The organism is Colwellia sp. KU-HH00111, from assembly GCF_040362745.1.
Taxonomy (GTDB): Bacteria; Pseudomonadota; Gammaproteobacteria; order Enterobacterales; family Alteromonadaceae; genus Colwellia.
Genome location: NZ_BAABWO010000008.1, coordinates 31,982 through 52,031, shown reverse-complemented (window position 1 = coordinate 52,031; position 20,050 = coordinate 31,982). Strand labels below are relative to the sequence as shown.

20 protein-coding genes and 6 tRNA genes are annotated in these 20,050 nt (G+C 38.9%); 9 read left to right on the top strand and 17 right to left on the bottom strand.

The features are described 5' to 3' along the window. Positions 1 to 98 precede the first annotated feature (98 nt). Entirely contained in the window at positions 99 to 1,694 is a 1,596-nt protein-coding gene (locus tag ABXG98_RS14740; RefSeq protein WP_353539454.1) for an AbgT family transporter, read from the top strand. Between the two features lie 136 nt (positions 1,695 to 1,830). Here ABXG98_RS14740 and ABXG98_RS14735 read toward each other — a convergent pair whose 3' ends face one another. The 4 genes from ABXG98_RS14735 to ABXG98_RS14720 all read right to left on the bottom strand — a co-directional run bounded on the left by ABXG98_RS14735 (position 1,831) and on the right by ABXG98_RS14720 (position 4,282). Beyond that, positions 1,831 to 2,208 carry a DUF6768 family protein gene (locus ABXG98_RS14735; protein ID WP_353539453.1) on the bottom strand — a complete coding sequence of 126 codons (378 nt, stop codon included), beginning with the start codon at positions 2,206 to 2,208 and terminating at the stop codon, positions 1,831 to 1,833. 40 nt (positions 2,209 to 2,248) lie between these two features. Next, on the bottom strand, positions 2,249 to 2,761 hold the full coding sequence (locus tag ABXG98_RS14730; RefSeq protein ID WP_353539452.1) for an RNA polymerase sigma factor: 513 nt from the start codon (positions 2,759 to 2,761) through the stop codon (positions 2,249 to 2,251). 93 nt (positions 2,762 to 2,854) lie between these two features. Then, positions 2,855 to 3,544, bottom strand: coding sequence for a glutathione S-transferase N-terminal domain-containing protein (locus ABXG98_RS14725; protein WP_353539451.1), 690 nt, complete (start codon positions 3,542 to 3,544; stop codon positions 2,855 to 2,857). Positions 3,545 to 3,574: 30 nt separating this feature from the next. Continuing rightward, on the bottom strand, positions 3,575 to 4,282 hold the full coding sequence (locus ABXG98_RS14720) for a glutathione S-transferase N-terminal domain-containing protein (protein WP_353539450.1): 708 nt from the start codon (positions 4,280 to 4,282) through the stop codon (positions 3,575 to 3,577). A 117-nt stretch (positions 4,283 to 4,399) separates the two neighbouring features. Here ABXG98_RS14720 and ABXG98_RS14715 point away from each other — a divergent pair, with 117 nt between their 5' ends. Next, positions 4,400 to 4,987: a TetR/AcrR family transcriptional regulator gene (locus ABXG98_RS14715; RefSeq protein WP_353539449.1), complete on the top strand. Its 588-nt coding sequence runs from the start codon at positions 4,400 to 4,402 to the stop codon at positions 4,985 to 4,987. A 125-nt stretch (positions 4,988 to 5,112) separates the two neighbouring features. Here ABXG98_RS14715 and ABXG98_RS14710 read toward each other — a convergent pair. From ABXG98_RS14710 to fdxA, 5 genes are all read right to left on the bottom strand, one after another. Continuing rightward, positions 5,113 to 5,189, bottom strand: a tRNA-Val gene (locus ABXG98_RS14710). A gap of 130 nt (positions 5,190 to 5,319) precedes the next feature. Next, positions 5,320 to 6,687: an MATE family efflux transporter gene (locus tag ABXG98_RS14705; protein WP_353539448.1), complete on the bottom strand. Its 1,368-nt coding sequence runs from the start codon at positions 6,685 to 6,687 to the stop codon at positions 5,320 to 5,322. An 82-nt stretch (positions 6,688 to 6,769) separates the two neighbouring features. Next, on the bottom strand, positions 6,770 to 6,976 hold the full coding sequence (locus tag ABXG98_RS14700) for a CPXCG motif-containing cysteine-rich protein (RefSeq protein ID WP_353539447.1): 207 nt from the start codon (positions 6,974 to 6,976) through the stop codon (positions 6,770 to 6,772). Between the two features lie 71 nt (positions 6,977 to 7,047). Next, positions 7,048 to 7,956 (bottom strand): fructosamine kinase family protein, encoded by a 909-nt coding sequence (locus ABXG98_RS14695; protein WP_353539446.1) that lies wholly within the window; start codon positions 7,954 to 7,956, stop codon positions 7,048 to 7,050. An 80-nt stretch (positions 7,957 to 8,036) separates the two neighbouring features. Then, a complete protein-coding gene (gene fdxA / locus ABXG98_RS14690) occupies positions 8,037 to 8,366 on the bottom strand; it encodes a ferredoxin FdxA (RefSeq protein WP_353539445.1) in 330 nt (109 codons plus the stop codon). A gap of 139 nt (positions 8,367 to 8,505) precedes the next feature. On the opposite strand from fdxA, the gene ABXG98_RS14685 reads away from it, so the two are divergent. Next, on the top strand, positions 8,506 to 10,185 hold the full coding sequence (locus tag ABXG98_RS14685; RefSeq protein ID WP_353539444.1) for an NAD(P)/FAD-dependent oxidoreductase: 1,680 nt from the start codon (positions 8,506 to 8,508) through the stop codon (positions 10,183 to 10,185). Between the two features lie 304 nt (positions 10,186 to 10,489). On the opposite strand, the gene ABXG98_RS14680 is transcribed toward ABXG98_RS14685, so the two are convergent. After that, positions 10,490 to 11,446, bottom strand: a complete 957-nt coding sequence (locus tag ABXG98_RS14680; RefSeq protein ID WP_353539443.1) for a GGDEF domain-containing protein — start codon at positions 11,444 to 11,446, stop codon at positions 10,490 to 10,492. A 350-nt stretch (positions 11,447 to 11,796) separates the two neighbouring features. Between ABXG98_RS14680 and thrS the strand changes: the two genes are divergently transcribed. The 6 genes from thrS (at position 11,797) to ABXG98_RS14650 (ending at position 17,029) form a co-directional block, all read left to right on the top strand. Continuing rightward, the gene (thrS, locus tag ABXG98_RS14675) at positions 11,797 to 13,707 is read left to right on the top strand and encodes a threonine--tRNA ligase (protein WP_353539442.1); all 1,911 of its coding nucleotides are present in this window, start codon (positions 11,797 to 11,799) and stop codon (positions 13,705 to 13,707) included. Positions 13,708 to 13,823: 116 nt separating this feature from the next. Continuing rightward, complete coding sequence (gene infC / locus ABXG98_RS14670; RefSeq protein ID WP_353539441.1) at positions 13,824 to 14,381, top strand: translation initiation factor IF-3; 558 nt, start codon at positions 13,824 to 13,826, stop codon at positions 14,379 to 14,381. 248 nt (positions 14,382 to 14,629) lie between these two features. Next, complete coding sequence (gene rpmI / locus ABXG98_RS14665) at positions 14,630 to 14,824, top strand: 50S ribosomal protein L35 (protein WP_304369418.1); 195 nt, start codon at positions 14,630 to 14,632, stop codon at positions 14,822 to 14,824. A gap of 15 nt (positions 14,825 to 14,839) precedes the next feature. After that, positions 14,840 to 15,199, top strand: coding sequence for a 50S ribosomal protein L20 (gene rplT / locus ABXG98_RS14660; RefSeq protein ID WP_118959002.1), 360 nt, complete (start codon positions 14,840 to 14,842; stop codon positions 15,197 to 15,199). Between the two features lie 277 nt (positions 15,200 to 15,476). Next, positions 15,477 to 16,580 (top strand): phosphoribosylaminoimidazolesuccinocarboxamide synthase, encoded by a 1,104-nt coding sequence (locus ABXG98_RS14655; protein WP_353539440.1) that lies wholly within the window; start codon positions 15,477 to 15,479, stop codon positions 16,578 to 16,580. Positions 16,581 to 16,588: 8 nt separating this feature from the next. Beyond that, on the top strand, positions 16,589 to 17,029 hold the full coding sequence (locus ABXG98_RS14650) for a DUF4826 family protein (RefSeq protein ID WP_353539439.1): 441 nt from the start codon (positions 16,589 to 16,591) through the stop codon (positions 17,027 to 17,029). A gap of 100 nt (positions 17,030 to 17,129) precedes the next feature. On the opposite strand, the gene ABXG98_RS14645 is transcribed toward ABXG98_RS14650, so the two are convergent. The 7 genes from ABXG98_RS14645 to ABXG98_RS14615 all read right to left on the bottom strand — a co-directional run bounded on the left by ABXG98_RS14645 (position 17,130) and on the right by ABXG98_RS14615 (position 20,046). Then, on the bottom strand, positions 17,130 to 18,164 hold the full coding sequence (locus tag ABXG98_RS14645) for a Leu/Phe/Val dehydrogenase (protein ID WP_353539438.1): 1,035 nt from the start codon (positions 18,162 to 18,164) through the stop codon (positions 17,130 to 17,132). 676 nt (positions 18,165 to 18,840) lie between these two features. After that, positions 18,841 to 18,925, bottom strand: a tRNA-Leu gene (locus tag ABXG98_RS14640). Positions 18,926 to 19,034: 109 nt separating this feature from the next. Next, a tRNA-Gln gene (locus tag ABXG98_RS14635) sits at positions 19,035 to 19,109 on the bottom strand. 76 nt (positions 19,110 to 19,185) lie between these two features. After that, a tRNA-Gln gene (locus ABXG98_RS14630) sits at positions 19,186 to 19,260 on the bottom strand. 45 nt (positions 19,261 to 19,305) lie between these two features. Beyond that, positions 19,306 to 19,389, bottom strand: a tRNA-Leu gene (locus ABXG98_RS14625). 33 nt (positions 19,390 to 19,422) lie between these two features. Beyond that, a tRNA-Met gene (locus ABXG98_RS14620) sits at positions 19,423 to 19,499 on the bottom strand. 205 nt (positions 19,500 to 19,704) lie between these two features. Further along, a complete protein-coding gene (locus ABXG98_RS14615; protein WP_353539437.1) occupies positions 19,705 to 20,046 on the bottom strand; it encodes a DUF3718 domain-containing protein in 342 nt (113 codons plus the stop codon). Between the last annotated feature and the right edge of the window lie 4 nt (positions 20,047 to 20,050).

Below are 20,050 nucleotides of genomic sequence, written 5' to 3'. Positions count from 1 at the left end.
CCCTTAACCATGCTCTTGAACGTCCCTAACTGGAGCAAAAAATCAATCCATGATATGTTTCATGTAATTTGTTAATAAAATGATGGGAATGTTAATTTATGGTAGATGCTGGTACTGATAATAAGCCTAGCAATGAGAAAAATACGGGTTTGTTCAATCGCTTTTTGGCTACAGTGGAATTTTTAGGAAACTTACTACCGCACCCAATAACTCTGTTTGCAATTTTTTGTATTGCTATTATCGTTGGCAGTGGTATCGCAGATTGGTTTGGCTTAAGTGTAGTTGACCCTAGACCAATTGGAGCAAAAGGCCGTGCACCTGATGGGGTAATTGAAGTAGTCAGTCTTCTGTCAATTGACGGCTTGCATCGAATAGTGACTAATTTAGTCACAAACTTCACTGGTTTTGCTCCACTGGGTACCGTGTTAGTCGCTATATTAGGGGTTAGTGTTGCCGAGCATTCAGGGCTGTTGTCAGCCACAATGCGCAATATGGTCATGGGAGCATCTAAACGCTTAGTAACCTTTATGATCGTGCTGGCAGCTATTTTATCTAACACGGCTTCAGAGTTAGGATATGTAGTACTTATTCCATTGGCTGCGATGATATTTCATAGCCTTGGTCGTCACCCTCTTGCCGGCTTAGCTGCTGCTTTTGCTGGAGTATCGGGTGGCTATAGCGCGAATTTATTGCTTGGTACAATTGATCCGCTACTTGCCGGTATAACTACGCCTGCAGCGCAAATGATCGATCCAGATTATGTGGTTGGGGCCGAAGCTAATTGGTATTTTATGATGGTTTCTACCTTTCTTATTGCTATTTTAGGTACACTCATCACAGAAAAAATTGTTGAGCCTCGCCTTGGAAAATATGACCCTAGCGAAGCCAGTGTCGACCTATCCGAAAGTACGGTAGATAACATCACACCGTTAGAAAAAAAAGGATTACGCTGGGCAGGTATTACTTTTTTACTGATGTGTATTTTGCTCGCGCTTAGCATAGTGCCAGAAAGTGGTATTTTACGACACCCTGAAACCGGCTTAGTTTCAGGCTCGCCATTTCTTAAAGGCATTGTTGCATTTATTTTTATTACCTTTGCTATCCCAGGTTTTGTCTACGGAAAAGTGGTTGGTACCATGAAAACCGACCGTGATGTTATCGATGCCATGTCAAAAAGCATTAGCGCAATGGGGCTTTATATTGTGTTAGTATTTTTTGCCGCTCAATTTGTCGCTTTTTTTAAATGGACAAATTTTGGTACCATTATTGCCATTAAAGGAGCTGCCTTATTACAAGCGTTAAGCCTTACTGGGCCTGAAGTATTTATTGGCTTTATCTTACTTTGTGCTTTGATTAATTTAAGCTTAGGCTCATCTTCAGCACAATGGGCTGCTACGGCACCTATTTTCGTGCCAATGCTTATGTTAATTGGTTATGCTCCTGAAACCATTCAGGCGGCTTACAGAATTGGCGATTCAGTAACTAACTTAATTACTCCAATGATGAGTTATTTCGGGTTGATTTTAGCAGTTGCTGCAAAATACAAAAAAGATATGGGTATTGGTACTCTTGTTGCGACTATGTTGCCATACAGTATAGTATTCTTGATAGGCTGGGTGGTACTTTTCTATGTTTGGGTATTTGGTTTTGGCTTACCTGTAGGCCCTGCGTCGCCTATTTTTTATAAGCCTTAAATACTCATTTAAAAGGTCAGGGGATGCGGCGAAGCCATGCTAGCTATTGTGCTAGGCTAGATTTAGTCATTAGCCTCTCCTTATACCACCACAGCAAGCTTGTTGTGGTGGTATGCTAAATCACCAAGAAAGCCGTTTAGTCTTGATTTAATTTGACCGTGAGTTGCGCCACAGCAAGCTCTAGTCGTTTTATCTCACGAAGGGTAGAGTTACGATTCATTTCCAACCAGAACCAAATTTTAATTCCTATGGTTCCAGTCCAAAACGCTAATAATAACACCCCCCAAAATATACGGTCATCTATACTTTCACTAATGAAAAACTGATAGCCACTCAAGAACATTAATACTGCTGTTAGCACAGCTAAAACCAAGCCAAATATATTCCATAACATCATATTGCCACGGAATAGCCCAAATAGTTGACTAAAGAGCCCATCCTCTTTACTTAACACCATTTCTACTTCTTTGGCATCCATTTGCAATGCTTGTTTGATTTTGTCATCTAAGTTCATATTAATCTCCTGAAGGTTATTTGTTTTTAATGGTGAAATGTTATTGCAATTGTTGTTGTAAACTAGCCCTAGACCGATTTAATCGAGATTTTACCGTACCAAGCGGAATTTCCATTACCTGTGCAATTTCAGCCAAAGACAGCTCTACCAGATAAAATAGATAAATTACAGAACGATCGCGATCTGGCAGTTTCTCTATCATTTTTCGAAGCTGTTTTCGTGCAATTGCTGATTCGTCAAGTTCAATACTGAGGTTTGCATTTTCAATCGGTTGAAACTGATAAGCCTTCGCTTTTATTAAGTCTAAAACTCGCCAGCGTAAGGCACGAAAAATCCAACTTTTAAATGCCCGAGGATCTTCAAGCTTACTTAACTTTTTACTAATACTGATCCATACGTCTTGCACGGCATCTTTAGCCAACGCATCATTGCCTGATAAATTACAAGCAAAATTAATTAACTGCGGATGGAAGAAGATGACCAAGCATTCAAAGGCTTTTTTATTTCCGCTTTGTGCCTCAAGAACCAGTAGATCTTGTTGTGCTTGATGCATTTATTCACCGTTTTTATTTGTTGTTATATTAAAGACGACTGAAGTCTACTGGAGGTTCATATAAAGTTAAGATATTTATATCTATAAAAGAGCTTACACTAATAGCGACTTTGGTATCACTTCGCTGTAATTAGTTAACACACGCTGATACCAAGCATAAATCAGATCGTCTTTTTCTAAGAACTCTGTTGTCCCTGATGTAGCAATCCACAAGAAAGTAGCCAACAAACAAATGTCGCTGTAGTCTGGCTTGTCGCCACCTAAATAGTTTTTTGTTGCTAATAACTCTCTTATATAGGTCAATTCTTTTTGTAGTCCTTTAATATGTTTTTCAGGGGTTGCCGCAAAGGCTTCTAGGCTGGTGCCTATACGCTCTTCTCTAGAGCGTCGAAAATATTCTTTATCTTGCTCCGCAATTACATTGTATAGATCTAAGATTAGAATACCGGGAATATGTTTTGATAACACCGTAGAAGCCCACAGGTGCAATGCTTTAGCTTTTTCTTTCGCTTCATTATTGGCAAATAAGCTAGGTGCTTGAGGATATTTTTCTTCTAAATGTTCAGCGATAGACCAAGAGTCACATACCACTTTATCGCCATCAGTGATAACGGGTAACAAGGGTTGTTCAGCAAAGGCAAATTTTTCTTTTTCAGTAAACCAAACGGGCTCTGTTTGGAAGCTAAGCTGCTTGTGAACTAGAGCTAACTTAGACTTCCAACAATGTGGGGCAAAGCGAAGGCTACGGTCTGCGCCTGATAATTCGTATAACGTAATAGACATGGTGTTTCCTCTCAATGGGTATAAGTGTGTTTATAGCGGCTTGCTAATGTTAGATGGTGAGCCGAATAAAATTGATTTACCCGCCTCAGTAACAGCCGAGCTGCTATTAATATTTTCTGCTTTTTCATAGGCTCTTATCACTGCTGGCCGCGCTGACATATGCTCAAACCATAGTTTAATATGAGGAAAGTCATTTAAATTTTGGCTTTGTTTTTCATAGGAACGTATCCAAGGATAACTTGCCATATCCGCAATTGAGTACTCGCCGCAAATGAATTTTTTCCCAGCTAACTGCTTGTTTAATACACTATATAGTCGGGTTGTTTCATTGACATAACGAGTTATGGCATATGGAATTTTTTCGGGGGCATATTGTGAAAAATGATGATTTTGTCCGGCCATCGGCCCAAGTCCACCCATCTGCCAATACAACCATTGTAATACATTGTAACGCGCAGCACTTGATTGAGGTAAAAATGCGCCAGTCTTATCTGCTAAGTACTCCAAAATAGCACCAGATTCAAAGATCGATAAAGATTTATCACCCTCAGTTGGGCTCGGGTCAACCAGCGCAGGGATACGATTGTTGGGACTTATTGCAAGAAATTCAGGGGTATATTGCTCCCCTTTGTTAATATCAATAGGATACAGATTATAAGGTAAGCCAACCTCTTCTAAGAATATAGTGATTTTATGCCCATTTGGCGTAGTCCAATAATATAAATCGAGTGGCAACATGAAGCATTCCTCTAAAAAATCAATTTTGACAAGTATGTCAACAATGACAGTGATGTCAAGAATAAGTTAAGATGGAGAAAATGGGGTTATTCACTGGCGTAAGTAAGTAGGAAAACAATGGTAGGTACACGTAAATTTAACGAAGAAGATGTTTTGGATATCGCCGTCGAGGTATTTTCTAGCAAAGGTTTTAACGCAACAACCATGCTCGACCTAGCAAAGGAAACGGGAGTTCAGCGAGGTAGTTTGTACAATGCTTATCAAAATAAGGATGTACTATTTTTTAAAGCTTTTAGCCATTTCACTGACAATTTTTTAACCTTTATTGAAGGTGAATTACAACATTCAGATGCTAAAAAAGCGTTTACCCAACTATTTAAAGCTATAGTTGAACGCTTATGCAATGATAAAGAAGCGAAGGGATGTTTCAGTACACGTGCCATCATGGAGGCAGCACAAAAATGTCCCAACATACAGCTTTGTTTGACAGGCTTTCTTGATAGTTTAGAAGTCATTATGAAAAATCGTTTAGATCAAGCAATAACGGATCAGCAATTTATCGGCAATGCACAATCAACCGCACGCTATTTAGTTTCGTTAACCAGAGGTATTGCGGTAATTGAGCGGGCATATAACGACAAAGCACGAATGACAGACATTTACCAAACGGCCTTAGATTATATGCCTTTTAAGACGGCGGTATAATACACCTAAATAGTTTCTTGCTAGTATATAATTGCTTAGTAGTTTATAGCTGTTAACCGTTTGATATAACAAAATAAGTACTATAAACAAAAAAAGGCTACCCAAAGGTAGCCTTTTCTCAAATATGGTGCTCGCTGCTGGACTCGAACCAGCGACACCTTGCATGTCATGCAAGTACTCTAACCAACTGAGCTAAGCGAGCAAATACACTTTATTGAAACCAGTTTTAACATAAGCGCTTAAAACTGCGTTGAAGTGTTCAACGAGGCGCTATGTTAGCCGCCAATAATGCTGCTTGCAAGCGCTTTTGTGTAAAATTACGTAAAATTCGTTTAATTGCTTGTTTTTACAGCAAGACGATGTTGCACGACCTTTAATCGCCAAGCCAGTAATATTGCGGCAGTGGTTAATCCGGTGATAAAACCGATCCAAAATCCATACGGACCCATTTTAGGTACTACCCAATCAGTGATACCTAAAATTAAACCAACAGTAAGACCAACTAACCAATAAGAAACAAAGGTAATGTATAAAATAGACTTGGTATCTTTGTAGCCTCTAAGCGCGCCAGCTGAAACCACTTGCACTGTGTCTGAAAACTGATAAAGCGTTGCCAGTAACATAATATTGGCTGCAAGCTCTATAACAGGAAGCTCAGCAGTGTAAATGCTAACAATAGGGACTCTAAAAAGCACGGTAATAAGCGCGGTAACAACCGCAAGCAGTAACCCTAACGTTATGGCATATGTAGTGTAATCTTTTGCTTGTTGGTGGTTGTTATGGCCAATCGCATAGCCAACTTTTATTGTGGTTGCCATTGCTAAGCTTAAAGGTACCATAAAAATTAATCCGCTAAAGTTTAATGCGATTTGGTGGCTTGCAACAACTTCTGCGCCAAAGGGCACTAATATAATGGCAACAATAGCGAATAAGCTCACTTCAAATAATAGCGATAAAGCAATCGGCACACCTAGGGTGAGTATATTTTTAATGGCTTGAAAATCAGGCCAATAAAAATGCTCAAAAAGTGAAGCTTGTTTTAATATATTAGAGCTAAAAGTATAAACGAGCATACTGAAAAACATCGCCCAATACACTAACGCGGTGGCAACACCACAGCCAGCACCACCTAATGCAGGAGCACCAAACTCACCGTAAATAAAAATGTAATTAGCCGGTATATTAACTAGCAAACCAATAATGCTAATAATCATAGTGGGTTTGGTATAAGAAAGGCCTTCTGAATAGTTTCTTAAGACTAAGTAAAGACAGTAACCCGGCGCCCCCCAAACAATATATTTTAAATAATCAAATAATAACGGCTTGAGGTTGCCTTCTAGTGTTATAAGCGGAAAAAGTGCCGGTGCAATGAGATAATAGAGGGCAATAAGCGCTATGCCTAATGTTAAGGCAATCCATGCGGTTTGATAGGTTTGCTTGCTGATCTCAAGGTAGTTTTTTGCGCCATCAAGTTGTGAAATAATTGCGGCTAACGCCATGATCAAACCGTAAACTGTTAATATTAGTGGTAACCAAATACTGTTTGCAACAGCAACCGCAGCCATATCAACCGCGCTAATACGACCAGCCATAACAATATCAACAAAGCCCATTAAATTTTGGATCAGCTGTGCAATCAAAATAGGGTAGGCCAGTTTAAGTAAACTTTTAGTATGTGTAAAAAAAGACGGTAGATTCATTAAAAATTCGGAAAGTGATTAAGCGATGAAATGCATCATAAAGTGAAGCTATCATAGGCAAGAAGGCAGTGCTAAGCAACCGTTAAAATATTTGTTCGTCGTCGCTGTCAATATCAAGCTGCATGCTTTGGTGATATTCATCAATATGCATTTTATAGTGGATCTCTCGACAGCATGCTTGGCATTCGTCATAAAAATCTTGATCGCCATTAGAGGCATCAATAGTGATTCTAATATGGTGCCCACAATGTGGGCATTGTATTCGCTGTTCACTGATATCTTTTTTCATGTGCCCTATCCGCATTTTCGTTGTTAAGTTTGAATTTGTTGCTGATATTATCTTAACCAATAGCGAGTTAGTCAGTGCGATGTGATAGAGATAATTCTCGATAATGTCGCTTTGGCTTGCTCAATATAGATGCCACCAAAGATATTGGCATGATTGAGAATATGATAAAAATTATAGACTAATTTTCGTTGTTCATAGCCATCATCAAGCGGATATTCTGCTTGATAGCCATGGTAAAAATCTGTTGGAAACTGGCCAAACAGCTCAGTCATGGCAATATCGACTTCTCGGTCCCCATAGTAACAAGCGGGGTCAAACATCATGCCGTGTTCAAAGGTGAACCCCGTATTACCTTGCCATAAATCTCCATGAACTAAGCAAGGGGTTACATAATGATGCAATAATGCGTCGTGGCAAATCTTTGCAATGTGATCAATGCTACCTAATAATATTGATTTTTCACTAAGAAGTTGCAGTTGCCATGCGATACGTTGCTCTGAAAAAAAAGTGGTCCAATTGCTGCTCCAATGATTGGGTTGTATGGTGTTACCAATAAAATTATCATGCTGCCAACCAAATTGACCATGGGAGGTTTCTCGGTGCATACGTGCTAATTGCTGACCAAATTGGTACCAGAGCACAGGCTTAGCTTTGCTAAAAGAAATATAATCGAGCACTAAAAAACTTTTGTCTAAACTAATACCAATGGCAGTAACGTCAGGACAAGCGATGTGTGTCAATTGTTTTAATTGCTCTAACGAGTAGGCTTCAGCCTGAAAGTTGATCAGGTTTTCTTTGCTGTTGAGTTTTACAAAAAAGCGGCGCGTGCCGTCTGACACTTTAAATGATAAATTAAGCGGTTGATCGTTAGCATCAACGGGATTACCGCTAGATAAACCAGCGGACAATGGTTGCTTTTCTTTAATTACAAAGGGTATGCCAGTTTCTGTTGTTATCGCTTGTTCAATTTGATGCCACATAGTTATCACCAATGTTTGAGACAAATGTTAAACATAAGTGAAGTATAGCGGGTTTTATTGAATGTGCATGAACGCCTTAATTACTCTTCAAGCTTTAAGTATTTTAATTTATTTTCAACACCATCCCAGGTTTGTGCATCATCAGGCGGTGCTTTCATATCAGTAATGCGGGGCCATACTTTGGCGAGTTCAGCATTAAGTTGAATGAATTCTTTTTGATCTTCAGGCACCGCTTCTTCTTGATAAATAGCGCCAGCAGGGCATTCTACTGGGCATAAATCACAATCAATGCAATCATCAGGGCTGATGACCAAAAAATTTGGCCCCTCATAAAACGCTTCCGCGGGACACACTGCAACGCAGTCTGTGTATTTACATCGAATACAGTTATCGGTAACAACAAACGCCATTTTATCACTTTTACGCTAACAATTTATGTTGCTGATCATACCTTTCTTGGGGTTTAATTCAATCTCTTGTTTCAACTGAGCCGTTCTATCAGGTAAAATAGCGGTATATTTCGTACTCCCTATTTTGGAAATTCAAAGCATGCTGCGTTTAACCGATATTAAATTACCTTTAGATCACCCAACTGAAGCTATTGAACAAGCAATATTAACAAAGTTGGCGATAACTAAGGATCAATTAGTCGATTTTACCCTGTTTAAACGCGGTTATGATGCGCGCAAAAAAAATAAAATCTTACTGATTTATACGCTTGATGTTACCACGCATAATGACGATGAGTTATTAGCGCGTTTTAACAAAGATCCTCATGTAAAACCAACACCAGACATGGCATATAAATTTGTTGCTCAAGCCCCTGAAAATATACACCAACGACCGGTAGTTATTGGCATGGGCCCTTGTGGGTTGTTTGTTGGTTTAGTGTTAGCACAAATGGGTTTTAAACCGCTTATTTTAGAACGAGGCAAAGAAGTGCGAGAACGTACCAAAGACACTTTTGGTTTTTGGCGGAAAAAAATATTAAACACCGAATCAAATGTTCAATTTGGCGAAGGGGGAGCAGGCACATTTTCTGATGGTAAACTCTATAGCCAAGTGAAAGATCCCAAACATTACAGCCGCAAAGTATTACATGAATTTGTTGACGCGGGCGCACCTGAGGAAATCTTGTATGTTAGCAAGCCACATATCGGCACTTTTAAATTAGTGACCATGGTTGAAAAAATGCGCGCAAAGATTTTTGAACTTGGCGGTGAGGTACGTTTTGAACAACGCGTTGACCAAATACATTTTGAAAATGATGACACAATACAGTTTAGTGAACATGCGCTTGCTGATTATACTGCTAAGCAAGTAACAGGCTTAACACTAGCTAGTGGCGAACACATAGCAACTAAGCATATTGCATTGGCTATTGGGCACAGTGCGCGTGACACCTTTAAAATGCTTTATGAGCAAGGTGTGTATATTAAAGCAAAACCTTTTTCAGTGGGTTTTCGTATTGAACATGAGCAATCTGTAATTGACGAGGCACGTTTTGGTCAAAATGCGGGCAATGAAATTCTAGGTGCTGCTGATTACAAACTGGTGCATCACGCGAGTAATGGTCGCAGTGTTTACAGTTTTTGTATGTGTCCGGGCGGAACTGTTGTTGCTGCTGCGTCAGAAGAGGGACGTTTGGTGACCAATGGTATGAGTCAGTATTCTCGTCATGAGCGCAATGCTAATAGTGCTATTGTTGTAGGCATTGAACCTAAAGATTATACCGAAAGCCAATTTGCCTCAGCGCATGATTCGGTACTTGCAGGTATTGATTTTCAGCGTAAATTAGAAGAAAAAGCCTTTCAAATGGGTGGGGAAAGTTATGATGCTCCGGTACAACTGGTGGGTGATTTTCTCGCTGGTAGGAAAAGTGGCGAACATGGCACTGTTATTCCATCTTATAAACCCGGTGTAACCTATTGTGATTTAAGTGAAGCTTTGCCTGATTATGCGGTAACTGCCATTCGTGAAGCTTTACCGGCCTTTGAGAAAAAAATAAAAGGTTTCTCAATGAATGAGGCAACCTTAACCGCAGTTGAAACGCGTACCTCTTCTCCTATTCAAATTACTCGGGATAAATTAACCCTACAAAGCTTAAATGCTAAAGGGTTATACCCAGCTGGAGAGGGCGCTGGTTATGCTGGCGGTATATTATCAGCTGGCATCGACGGAATTAAAATTGCTGAAGCCATGGCATTATCTTTAGTAAAGCAAGCATAATAATTTCGACAAAAGTACGCAGTTTTGATAAAGCCACTATCGCAAGTAAGTTACATCCTGAACCACATACTATACAGAACCACTGACTCTGATTTTATTGTTAAACTGATTGATGAACGTAGGTTTCTGTCCTTTTGGTATATGTTTCTTTATGACAAGATACAGCTGATAAATTACAATAACTTTTTAGTTCTTGCTTTGCGTTGTAATAGGTATTGTAGTTAATACCTCACTATGTCTACAAACTAGCTAAAGCCAGAACACCTGCATACTTGGCTAAGCACCGAATGAGTGGCTATAAAAGTTAAAAAACGCTATTTTTACCGTTTTCTTTGGCTTTGTATAAGGCTTCATCGGCGCGTGCAATCCAAGAATCAAGGCTATCGTTTTCTTTATATTCAGCCACACCAATAGAAAGGGTGAGCTTAATACCATTAACAAAGATGTGTTGTTCAATAATAGTACGTATTTTTTCAGCGAGGGCTTTGGCGGTATCTAGGCTCATTTTTAATGGCATGATAATAAACTCATCGCCACCAAACCGGTATAGAGTATCGAGTACCCGCGTATGCTCAGTGATTAATTCGCAGACTGTTATAAGTACCTGATCGCCAACAGCATGGCCATGATTATCATTGATTTCTTTAAACTCATCTAGGTCTAATAGAATTAAACAAAGGGTTGCAGACTCTCTTTGCTGGCTTGCTATTACTTCACAGAGTTTATGATCTAGTGCTCGACGATTACCCGAAGAGGTTAATGCGTCAATTGATGCCAATAGTGACAATTCATGTTGCTTTTCATGATACGAGCGAAAAATCACAAACGATAAGGCGGCAGTAAGTGCTGTTGTTGCAGAAATACTGAAAAAGGTAACAAAGTCTACTTGAGAATAAATAATAACAGATAAAGCACACACCAATATAGCACTAGTATTACGTGCTAACTTGAGGGGCATTAAATAGTAGCTGGCGATAATCGCTGGGAAAGCCCATAAAATTTGGGATTCGCCTCTAAGATAGGTGGAAACCATCACTCCAAAAGCTAAAAATAAGGCAAATAATTTTTGGGCTACATCGACTTTTCGTGTGTTGTAGATAAATAAAAAAAATGAAATTGCAGTAAGTGAAATTATCCCATTGACTACAGCTAAGGTAATATCACCGTTAAACCACCTGAGCAGCATAAAAGGGGCGATGGTAACTGTAGCTAGAAAGCTAAGTGATAATAAAACTTTTTCAGGGGTTGTTCTTTTTACCATTTATAGACTCAATTCCGTGTGTCATGACATGGGTAATATGCCAATATTTTTAATGTATTTCAAGATTTTGTTTTTTAGGCTGACTTTGTGATTTTTAAGCTTAAAGCTAGTTTAGACCGGAGGATAAGGATATTTTTCTTTTAATTATAAGCCAGATTAGTGTATTTTATGCAGCAATTTTTAAAGCGTCAATTGTGCATGCATATGCTTGATTCATTTGCTATAATCCGGTACTTGATTTTTTACAGTGCTCTGATTATAAGGGTAGTCTTTTAGCCTATCTAGTTTTGCATGTCACAATCTCTCACTAATTTTTTGTATAAACAATTGAAATATAAAGGTTTTAATAAATGCCCGTAATAACTCTCCCTGATGGTTCAACCCGCTCTTTCGATGCTGCGGTATCCGTAATGGATGTTGCGTTAGACATTGGTCCCGGTCTGGCTAAAGCAACCATTGCTGGACGTATCAATGGCAAATTAGTTGATGCTTGTGAATTAATAGACACTGATGCGGCCTTGCAGCTAATTACCAGTAAAGATGACGAAGGCTTAGAAATTATTCGTCACTCATGTGCGCATTTATTAGGACATGCAATTAAGCAATTATGGCCTGACACTAAAATGGCTATCGGCCCAACAATCGACAATGGTTTTTACTATGATGTTGATTTAGAACATACAATTACTGAAGATGATTTGGCAAAGCTTGAAAAGCGTATGACAGAATTAGCACGTACCGGCTATGAAGTTGTTAAAAAAGTAGGCTCGTGGCAGACAGCTCGCGATACGTTTGCTGAACGTGGCGAAAGCTATAAAATTGAAATTTTAGATGAAAATATCAGTCAAGATGATACGCCAGCGCTTTATCACCATCAAGAATATATTGATATGTGTCGTGGCCCTCATGTGCCAAGCATGCGTCATTGTCATCACTTTAAATTAATGAAACTTGCCGGTGCATATTGGCGTGGTGATAGCGATAATAAAATGCTACAACGTGTTTATGGCACGGCATGGGCAGATAAAAAGCAACTTAAAGCTTATATACAACGTTTGGCAGAAGCTGAAAAACGTGACCATCGTAAAATAGGTAAAACGTTAGATTTATTTCATTGGCAAGAAGAAGCGCCGGGCATGGTGTTTTGGCACAATGACGGTTGGACTATTTATACTGAGTTAGAAAAGTTTGTTCGTGAAAAATTACATGAATATGATTACGATGAAGTAAAAGGTCCATTAATGATGGATCGCGTGCTTTGGGAAAAATCAGGACATTGGGATAAATATGGCGATGCTATGTTTACCACTGAGTCTGAAAAGCGAGAGTATGCGATTAAACCGATGAACTGCCCAGGTCATGTGCAAATTTTTAATCAAGGTTTAAAATCTTACCGTGACTTACCTTTACGTATGGCGGAATTTGGTTGTTGTCATCGTAATGAACCTTCAGGCGCATTACATGGGCTGATGCGTGTGCGTGGTTTTACTCAAGATGACGCCCATATTTTCTGTACCGAAGAGCAAGTACAAAGTGAAGTAAGCAAGTGTATCAAGATGGTATATGATGTTTATCGTACATTTGGCTTTGAAGATATCATCGTTAAACTTTCAACTCGTCCAGAAAAACGCATTGGTAACGATGAAATGTGGGATAAAGCTGAAGAAGGTTTAGCCCAAGCCATGAAAGAGTTAGGTATCGAATTTGAATACTTACCTGGTGAAGGGGCTTTCTACGGTCCGAAAATTGAATTTACCCTACAAGACTGTTTAGGCCGTAATTGGCAATGTGGCACGGTGCAATTAGACTTTGCCTTACCAGAGCGTTTAGGGGCAACATATGTCGGTGAAGATAATGAGCGATACACACCGGTAATGATCCATCGCGCAATTTTAGGTTCATTAGAGCGATTTATTGGTATTTTAATAGAAGAATACACAGGTAAATTCCCTACGTGGTTATCGCCAATTCAAGCAACAATTATGAATATTACCGATAAACAAGGTGAATATTGTGAAAAAGTTGTAAAAAAACTCAAAGAAAGTGGCTTTAGAGCAAAACTAGACTTGAGAAATGAGAAAATAGGCTTTAAAATCCGCGAGCACACTTTAAAGAGAGTTCCATACCTTTTAGTTGTCGGTGACAAAGAAATGGAAGCAGGTGAAATTGCGATACGAACTCGAAGTGGTGAAGATTTAGGAAAAATGACTGTAGATGACTTTATCGTTAAATTAAGTGAAGAAGTAAGCACACGGTCTTAAAAAGTAATTTAATGGCTTTTAATTAGTAAAAGTAGTTAAATTACCCAACAAAATTTATTATAATCTAAACATTCTAAATAAACGTAATGTTTAGTAAAAAAGTTCTTTGGAGGAACATGGCTATTAAAGGTGGACAACGAGGCGGGCAGAAAGAGCCAGCACATCGTTTAAATGAATTAATCACGGGTATTGAAAATAACGAAGTTCGTTTAATTAAATTTGACGGTGAACCCGGTGGCATAGTGACATTAGATGAAGCTATGGACCAAGCTGATGAAGCGGGTGTCGATCTTGTTGAAATAAGCCCAACGGCCAAACCACCCGTTTGTCGTGTCATGGATTACGGTAAGTTTATCTATGAAAAAGCTAAAGAACAAAAAGAACAACGTAAAAATCAGAAACAAATACAGGTTAAGGAAATTAAATTCCGTCCTGGTACAGATGAAGGCGATTATCAGGTTAAATTACGTAACCTGAGACGCTTTTTAGAAGGCGGCGACAAGGTCAAGGTAACATTACGTTTCCGTGGCCGTGAGATGGCCCACCAAGAGCTTGGTTTAGCCCTGCTAACTCGTGTTAAAAACGATTTAGAAGAGCTTACCGTAGTTGAATTCTTTCCGCGTAGAGCAGAAGGACGTCAAATGGTGATGGTTCTAGCCCCTAAAAATAGATAATCTTTGGTTTGACAAGTAATTAACTTATTGTAGGTCGTAATTCATTGCGACAATTATCTTATAAATTCTTTTTAAGATAAGCAAAAAGTTTATTCACCAATTTTATCTTTACGCTGGTAGTACAGGCTTGCAAGTAAATTGATTATTAACACAATATTGTGAGAATAATTGATTTCGCCCTCGCTACTTAATATTTGGCATATACCTCCATGTTCACATGGCAAGGTATAAATTTGAGAGTTATTAACATGCCTAAAATGAAAACCAATAAAGGTGCTGCAAAGCGCTTTAAAAAAACAGCTACAGGTTATAAGTTCAAACAAGCTGGCCTTCGTCATATCTTGACTAAGCGTCGTACTAAAGTTAAGCGTCATTTGCGTGCAAAATGCATGATAGCTGCTTCTGACATTAAGTCAGTTAAAAAACTTTTACGTCACGGTTAATAGGAGAGATAGAAAATGGCAAGAGTAAAACGTGGTGTACAAGCTCGTGCACGTCATAAAAAGGTTCTAAAGCAAGCTAAAGGTTACTACGGTGCCCGTAGTCGCGTTTATCGCGTTGCTTTCCAAGCTGTAACTAAAGCTGGCCAATACGCTTACCGTGACCGTCGTCAACGTAAACGTCAATTCCGTCAACTTTGGATTGCTCGTATAAATGCAGCAGCTCGTCAAAATGGTTTATCTTACAGCCGTTTCATTAATGGTCTTAAAAAGGCTTCTATTGAAATCGATCGTAAGATCCTAGCTGACATCGCAGTATACGATAAAGCCGCATTCACTTTCTTAGTTGAAAAAGCGCAAGCTTCTTTAGCAGCATAAGAACGGATGTAAGCTTTACCAAAAGCTTTATGAAAAGGACGCCACTAGGCGTCCTTTTCTTTTTTTAATTATTATTACTTGTCTTTTAGCCCAATTTCTACGTTTTAAAGTACTCACTAATAGTCATTAGCTCCGTGCTTTAACCTTGAAATTGAACTAAAATCCGTCGTAATAATATATTAAAATTGTTTTATTATTATATTAACTATTATTTTATTAGTGTAAAAATAATACTTAATATAATTAATTTAACTATTGATAATTAAGGTCTAATACCATGAATCTAGCTGATAAAGTTTTAGCGGTAAATAATGATTTGCCAATTCGCACTGATGCACCAGTTCATAGCGGTAAAGTACGCTCTGTTTATTGGTTAACAGCCGCTGATAGTAAGCGTTTAATTGCAGAAAAAGGCTATGATGTCCCTAGTGATACGCCATTAGCCATTATGGTGATTAGCGATCGCATTTCTGCTTTTGATTGTATTTGGCAAGGTGAGGGCGGCATGAAAGGGGTGCCCGGTAAAGGAGCAGCATTAAATGCTATCTCAAACCACTGGTTTAAGTTATTTAAAGAGCAAGGACTAGCAGACAGCCACATTCTTGATATTCCTCATCCATTTGTGTGGATAGTACAAAAAGCTAAGCCAGTGATGATTGAAGCTATTTGTCGTCAATATATTACCGGCTCTATGTGGCGCAGCTACGCTAAAGGCGAACGTGAGTTTTGCGGTATTGAACTCAGCGAAGGCTTAACTAAAGATTCTAAATTACCTGAGCTACTTCAAACGCCTTCGACTAAAGGTATTTTAGAAGGCATTCCTGGCGTTCCGGCAGTAGATGACGTCAATATTACCCGAAAAAATATTGAAGATAATTTTGAAGCGTTTAACTTTGCCTCGTTAGATGACATTGCCTTATATGAGAAATTACTAACCCAAGGTTTTGATGTGATTTCTAATGCATTAACTCAGCTAGATCAGATTTTTGTTGATACTAAGTTTGAGTTTGGTTATGTCAAAGATCAAGCAGGAAACGATAAGTTAATATATATGGATGAAGTAGGAACGCCTGATTCATCACGTATTTGGGATGGTGAGCAATACCGTGCCGGCAAAGTGGTAGAAAACTCGAAAGAAGGTTTTAGGCAATTATTGCTTAATCATTTTACTGATGCCGATATTTTATTGAATAAAGATAGAATGGCAGAGCGTGAAGCATTAGCACGCGACAATGAGTTACCTTTATCGGTATTGATGGATGTCTCTAAAACATATACAGATATTGCAGAAAAAATTACCGGTGAAAAAATTGTATTGAGCGAGAATCCTAAAGCTGAAATTATTGAAATTTTACGTTCACAATATCAGCTAATTGATTAAGTTTAACTATGAACAGCAGTAACGAGACTAGTGAGAATACTATGACAGCACCACAAGAAATGACAGCTGAACAGCAGCAGCAATGGGTTAGAGAACAATATCAAGTAGCAACAAAATACCTTGCTAGTAAGGGGTTAGTTACTGAAAGTGTCGTTGTTGAAGAAAGTCGCTATTTAGTGCCTTTGATGGCCGTATGGAAGTTAAAGGTACTTGATGGCAGCTATGTTTGGGTTGTTTGTGGTGATGTACCTAGTGATCATAACCTCGTTGAAGTAGCGCCAAGTGCCCGCGAAGCGGTACGCCACTTTTCTTTTAAATGGCAATTGCAAGCTGAAAATTTATTGAAATCTGAAGATAAAACTCAGCAAGAATTTGCGCAATTCTTGATAGGTAGGGCGGAAGGTTTATACCAAATGTATGAACAAGAACAATTATGGGATAAGCAGTAATACACTGCTTAAATATTGAAGGCTAGCGACTGATGCTAGCCTTTTATCAATTTATATTCTAATCAAGCACCAAGCTTGAAATCAACACTACCTATAATAATTATTTCCCACCATTTTTAATGATTTCACGCGCCATTTCATCAGCGATAATACCTGTTGGTTTATTCAATGCATCAGCTTTGGTAAACACATCTAGTAGGGTGTTATAGATCTCTTCTACTTTTTTTGTTGATTTTTCAACACAGTAATCATCTTCAAAAGAGACATTGATGATACCTCCTGCATTTATCACATAATCTGGTGCGTACAAAATACCTTGATCGACTAAGGCTTGATCATGGCGTTTTTCTGCTAACTGGTTATTGGCACAACCGGCCACTATTTTAGCTTTCAAACGACTAATAGTATCGTCATTGATGCTTGCACCCAGCGCACAAGGCGCATAAACATCAACATCTTGATCATAAATCTCATCTAACCCAACCACAGTAGCATTTAGCTCTGTTGCGGCTTTATCAAGGGAGGCTTGGTTGATGTCGGTCACAAACAGTATTGCACCCGCCTTGTGTAAATGTTCACATAAGCCATATCCGACACTTCCTAAGCCCTGAACAGCCACTTTAAGACCAGTTAAGTCATCACGGTTAAGCTTATGCTTTACGCTAGCTTTAATACCCAAAAACGTCCCTAAGGCGGTGAATGGACCAGGGTTACCACTTTTACCTTCTGTACCTGTTACAAACGGTGTAACTTTGTTTGCAATAGCGATATCATCAGTTGTGATATTGACGTCTTCAGCACTTAAATAACGCCCGTTTAATCGATTCAGTGCTTCGCCAAAAGCGGTAAATAGTGCTTCAGTTTTAATTGATTTTGCATCACCGATAATCACTGATTTACCACCTCCCATAGTTAATCCAGCCATAGCATTTTTGTAAGTCATGCCTTTTGATAATCGCAATACATCAACTAATGCTTCTTCGTCATTAGCATAATCCCACATCCTACAACCACCAATTGCAGGGCCAAGCTTAGTGTTATGAATTGCAATGATCGCTTTAAGACCTGATGCTTCATCGCTGCAAAAAACAACTTGTTCATGATCATCAAAATCAGCCAAATCAAAAAAAGCCATATTTGTACTTCCTCATTTTTATTCATTAAAGATTGTTTTACCAAATGGTTTTAGTTGTCTATTTGGTATTAATTATGCGAGCACTTTAGCACCTCACTTTTATGCAAACTAGTCGAGGTGGTATAGTTTTAAGTGAGTTATACAGTGGTAAGTGTTCAGATAAAGGTACACTCGTAAATCAAAGAATTAACAATAACGGGTGATAGTTAACAAGAACTCTCACGCCGAGAGTCACTAGAGCCTACTTTTTTCAACATAAGCAGCGTGTCTAGCAATTCCACCACGTGAAAAGGTTATGGTAAGTGTATTAGAGGTATTTCGTGAATAGAGAGTATCGAGTTTATCAAAATGGTACACAAGGAGAGACTTGAACTCTCACGCCGCGAGGCACTGGAGCCTACTTTTTTCAACATAATCAGCGTGTTTAGCAATTCCACCACGTGAAAAGGTTATGTTGCATATGGTAGGGTGGCTTTGTGTTTGGAGAATAGAGAGTACAGAGATTATAAAGATTATCAAAATGGTACGGAAGGAGAGACTTGAACTCTCACGCCGCGAGGCACTGGAACCTAGTTTTTCAACATAAGTAGCGTGTCTAGCAATTCCACCACGTGAAAAGGTTATGGTAAGTGTATTAGAGGTATTTCGTGAATAGAGAGTATCGAGTTTATCAAAATGGTACGGAAGGAGAGACTTGAACTCTCACGCCGCGAGGCACTGGAACCTAAATCCAGCGTGTCTACCAATTCCACCACTTCCGCATTTTGATTTTCTTATAAAGATATTTACAGGATACGAGAGGTTAAATCTCTGACATCACTGTGGAGCAAAACCGTTTTGAAACGTTGTTTTGTTTCCATCTCAAAAAGATGGCAGGGATAAGAGGATTTGAACCTCTGAATGACGGGATCAAAACCCGCTGCCTTACCGCTTGGCTATATCCCTACTAGGGTATAAGTTACATTACATACAATTTTATAAAAACACTATCTAGTTAAAGATATATAGTTTTAATAAAAAGTGGCAGGGATAAGAGGATTTGAACCTCTGAATGACGGGATCAAAACCCGCTGCCTTACCGCTTGGCTATATCCCTGCAATGTACTTACTTTTTACTTCTACAACTTATGTTGCATCGAAATGGTACGGGAGGAGAGACTTGAACTCTCACATCAAAGATACTGGAACCTAAATCCAGCGCGTCTACCAATTCCGCCACTCCCGCGATATTTCTACTTGTTTAGATAGGTATGGTAAATGGTGGCTACACCGGGACTCGAACCTGGGACCCCATCATTATGAGTGATGTGCTCTAACCAACTGAGCTATGTAGCCTTTACCAACCTGCTCTGTAGCAAGTGGCGCGTATTATGCAAATCTGGTTGGCTTACGTCAACCGTTTTTTTTCAAAAACCACGACTTTTTGTCTGTTTGGCTATTGCATGTGCAAATTGCCCGTAATCTACACAAAAAAACGCATACTGAGGTATATTTGAAAGCTACAAGTATGCGTTTGAGTTGTGATAGATTTGAAGATATATTATCTTGCTTTTGCTTTCTCTGACAAATGCAAAGAATGCTTGGCAAGATTGTCTATCTCCACTTTCACTTTTTTGGCGGGAAGTTTACTGATAATAAACTCACCTACTTCTAGAGAATTTGCTTTTGCCGCAAAAATTAATAAATTGTCTTTGTTACATGCAAGCCCATCATAAACATTACGAATTTTTAACTTGTTTTGTTTTAAAAATGCTCTAAGACGATTTTTGTCATTTGCCTGAACATACTCACAAATACGCAATGATAAGTTATCAGCTTGAACTGAAGGGGCAATAATCAGGGTAGTTGCTAGTATGCTAGCAATCAACAGGGTGTTTTTCATAGAT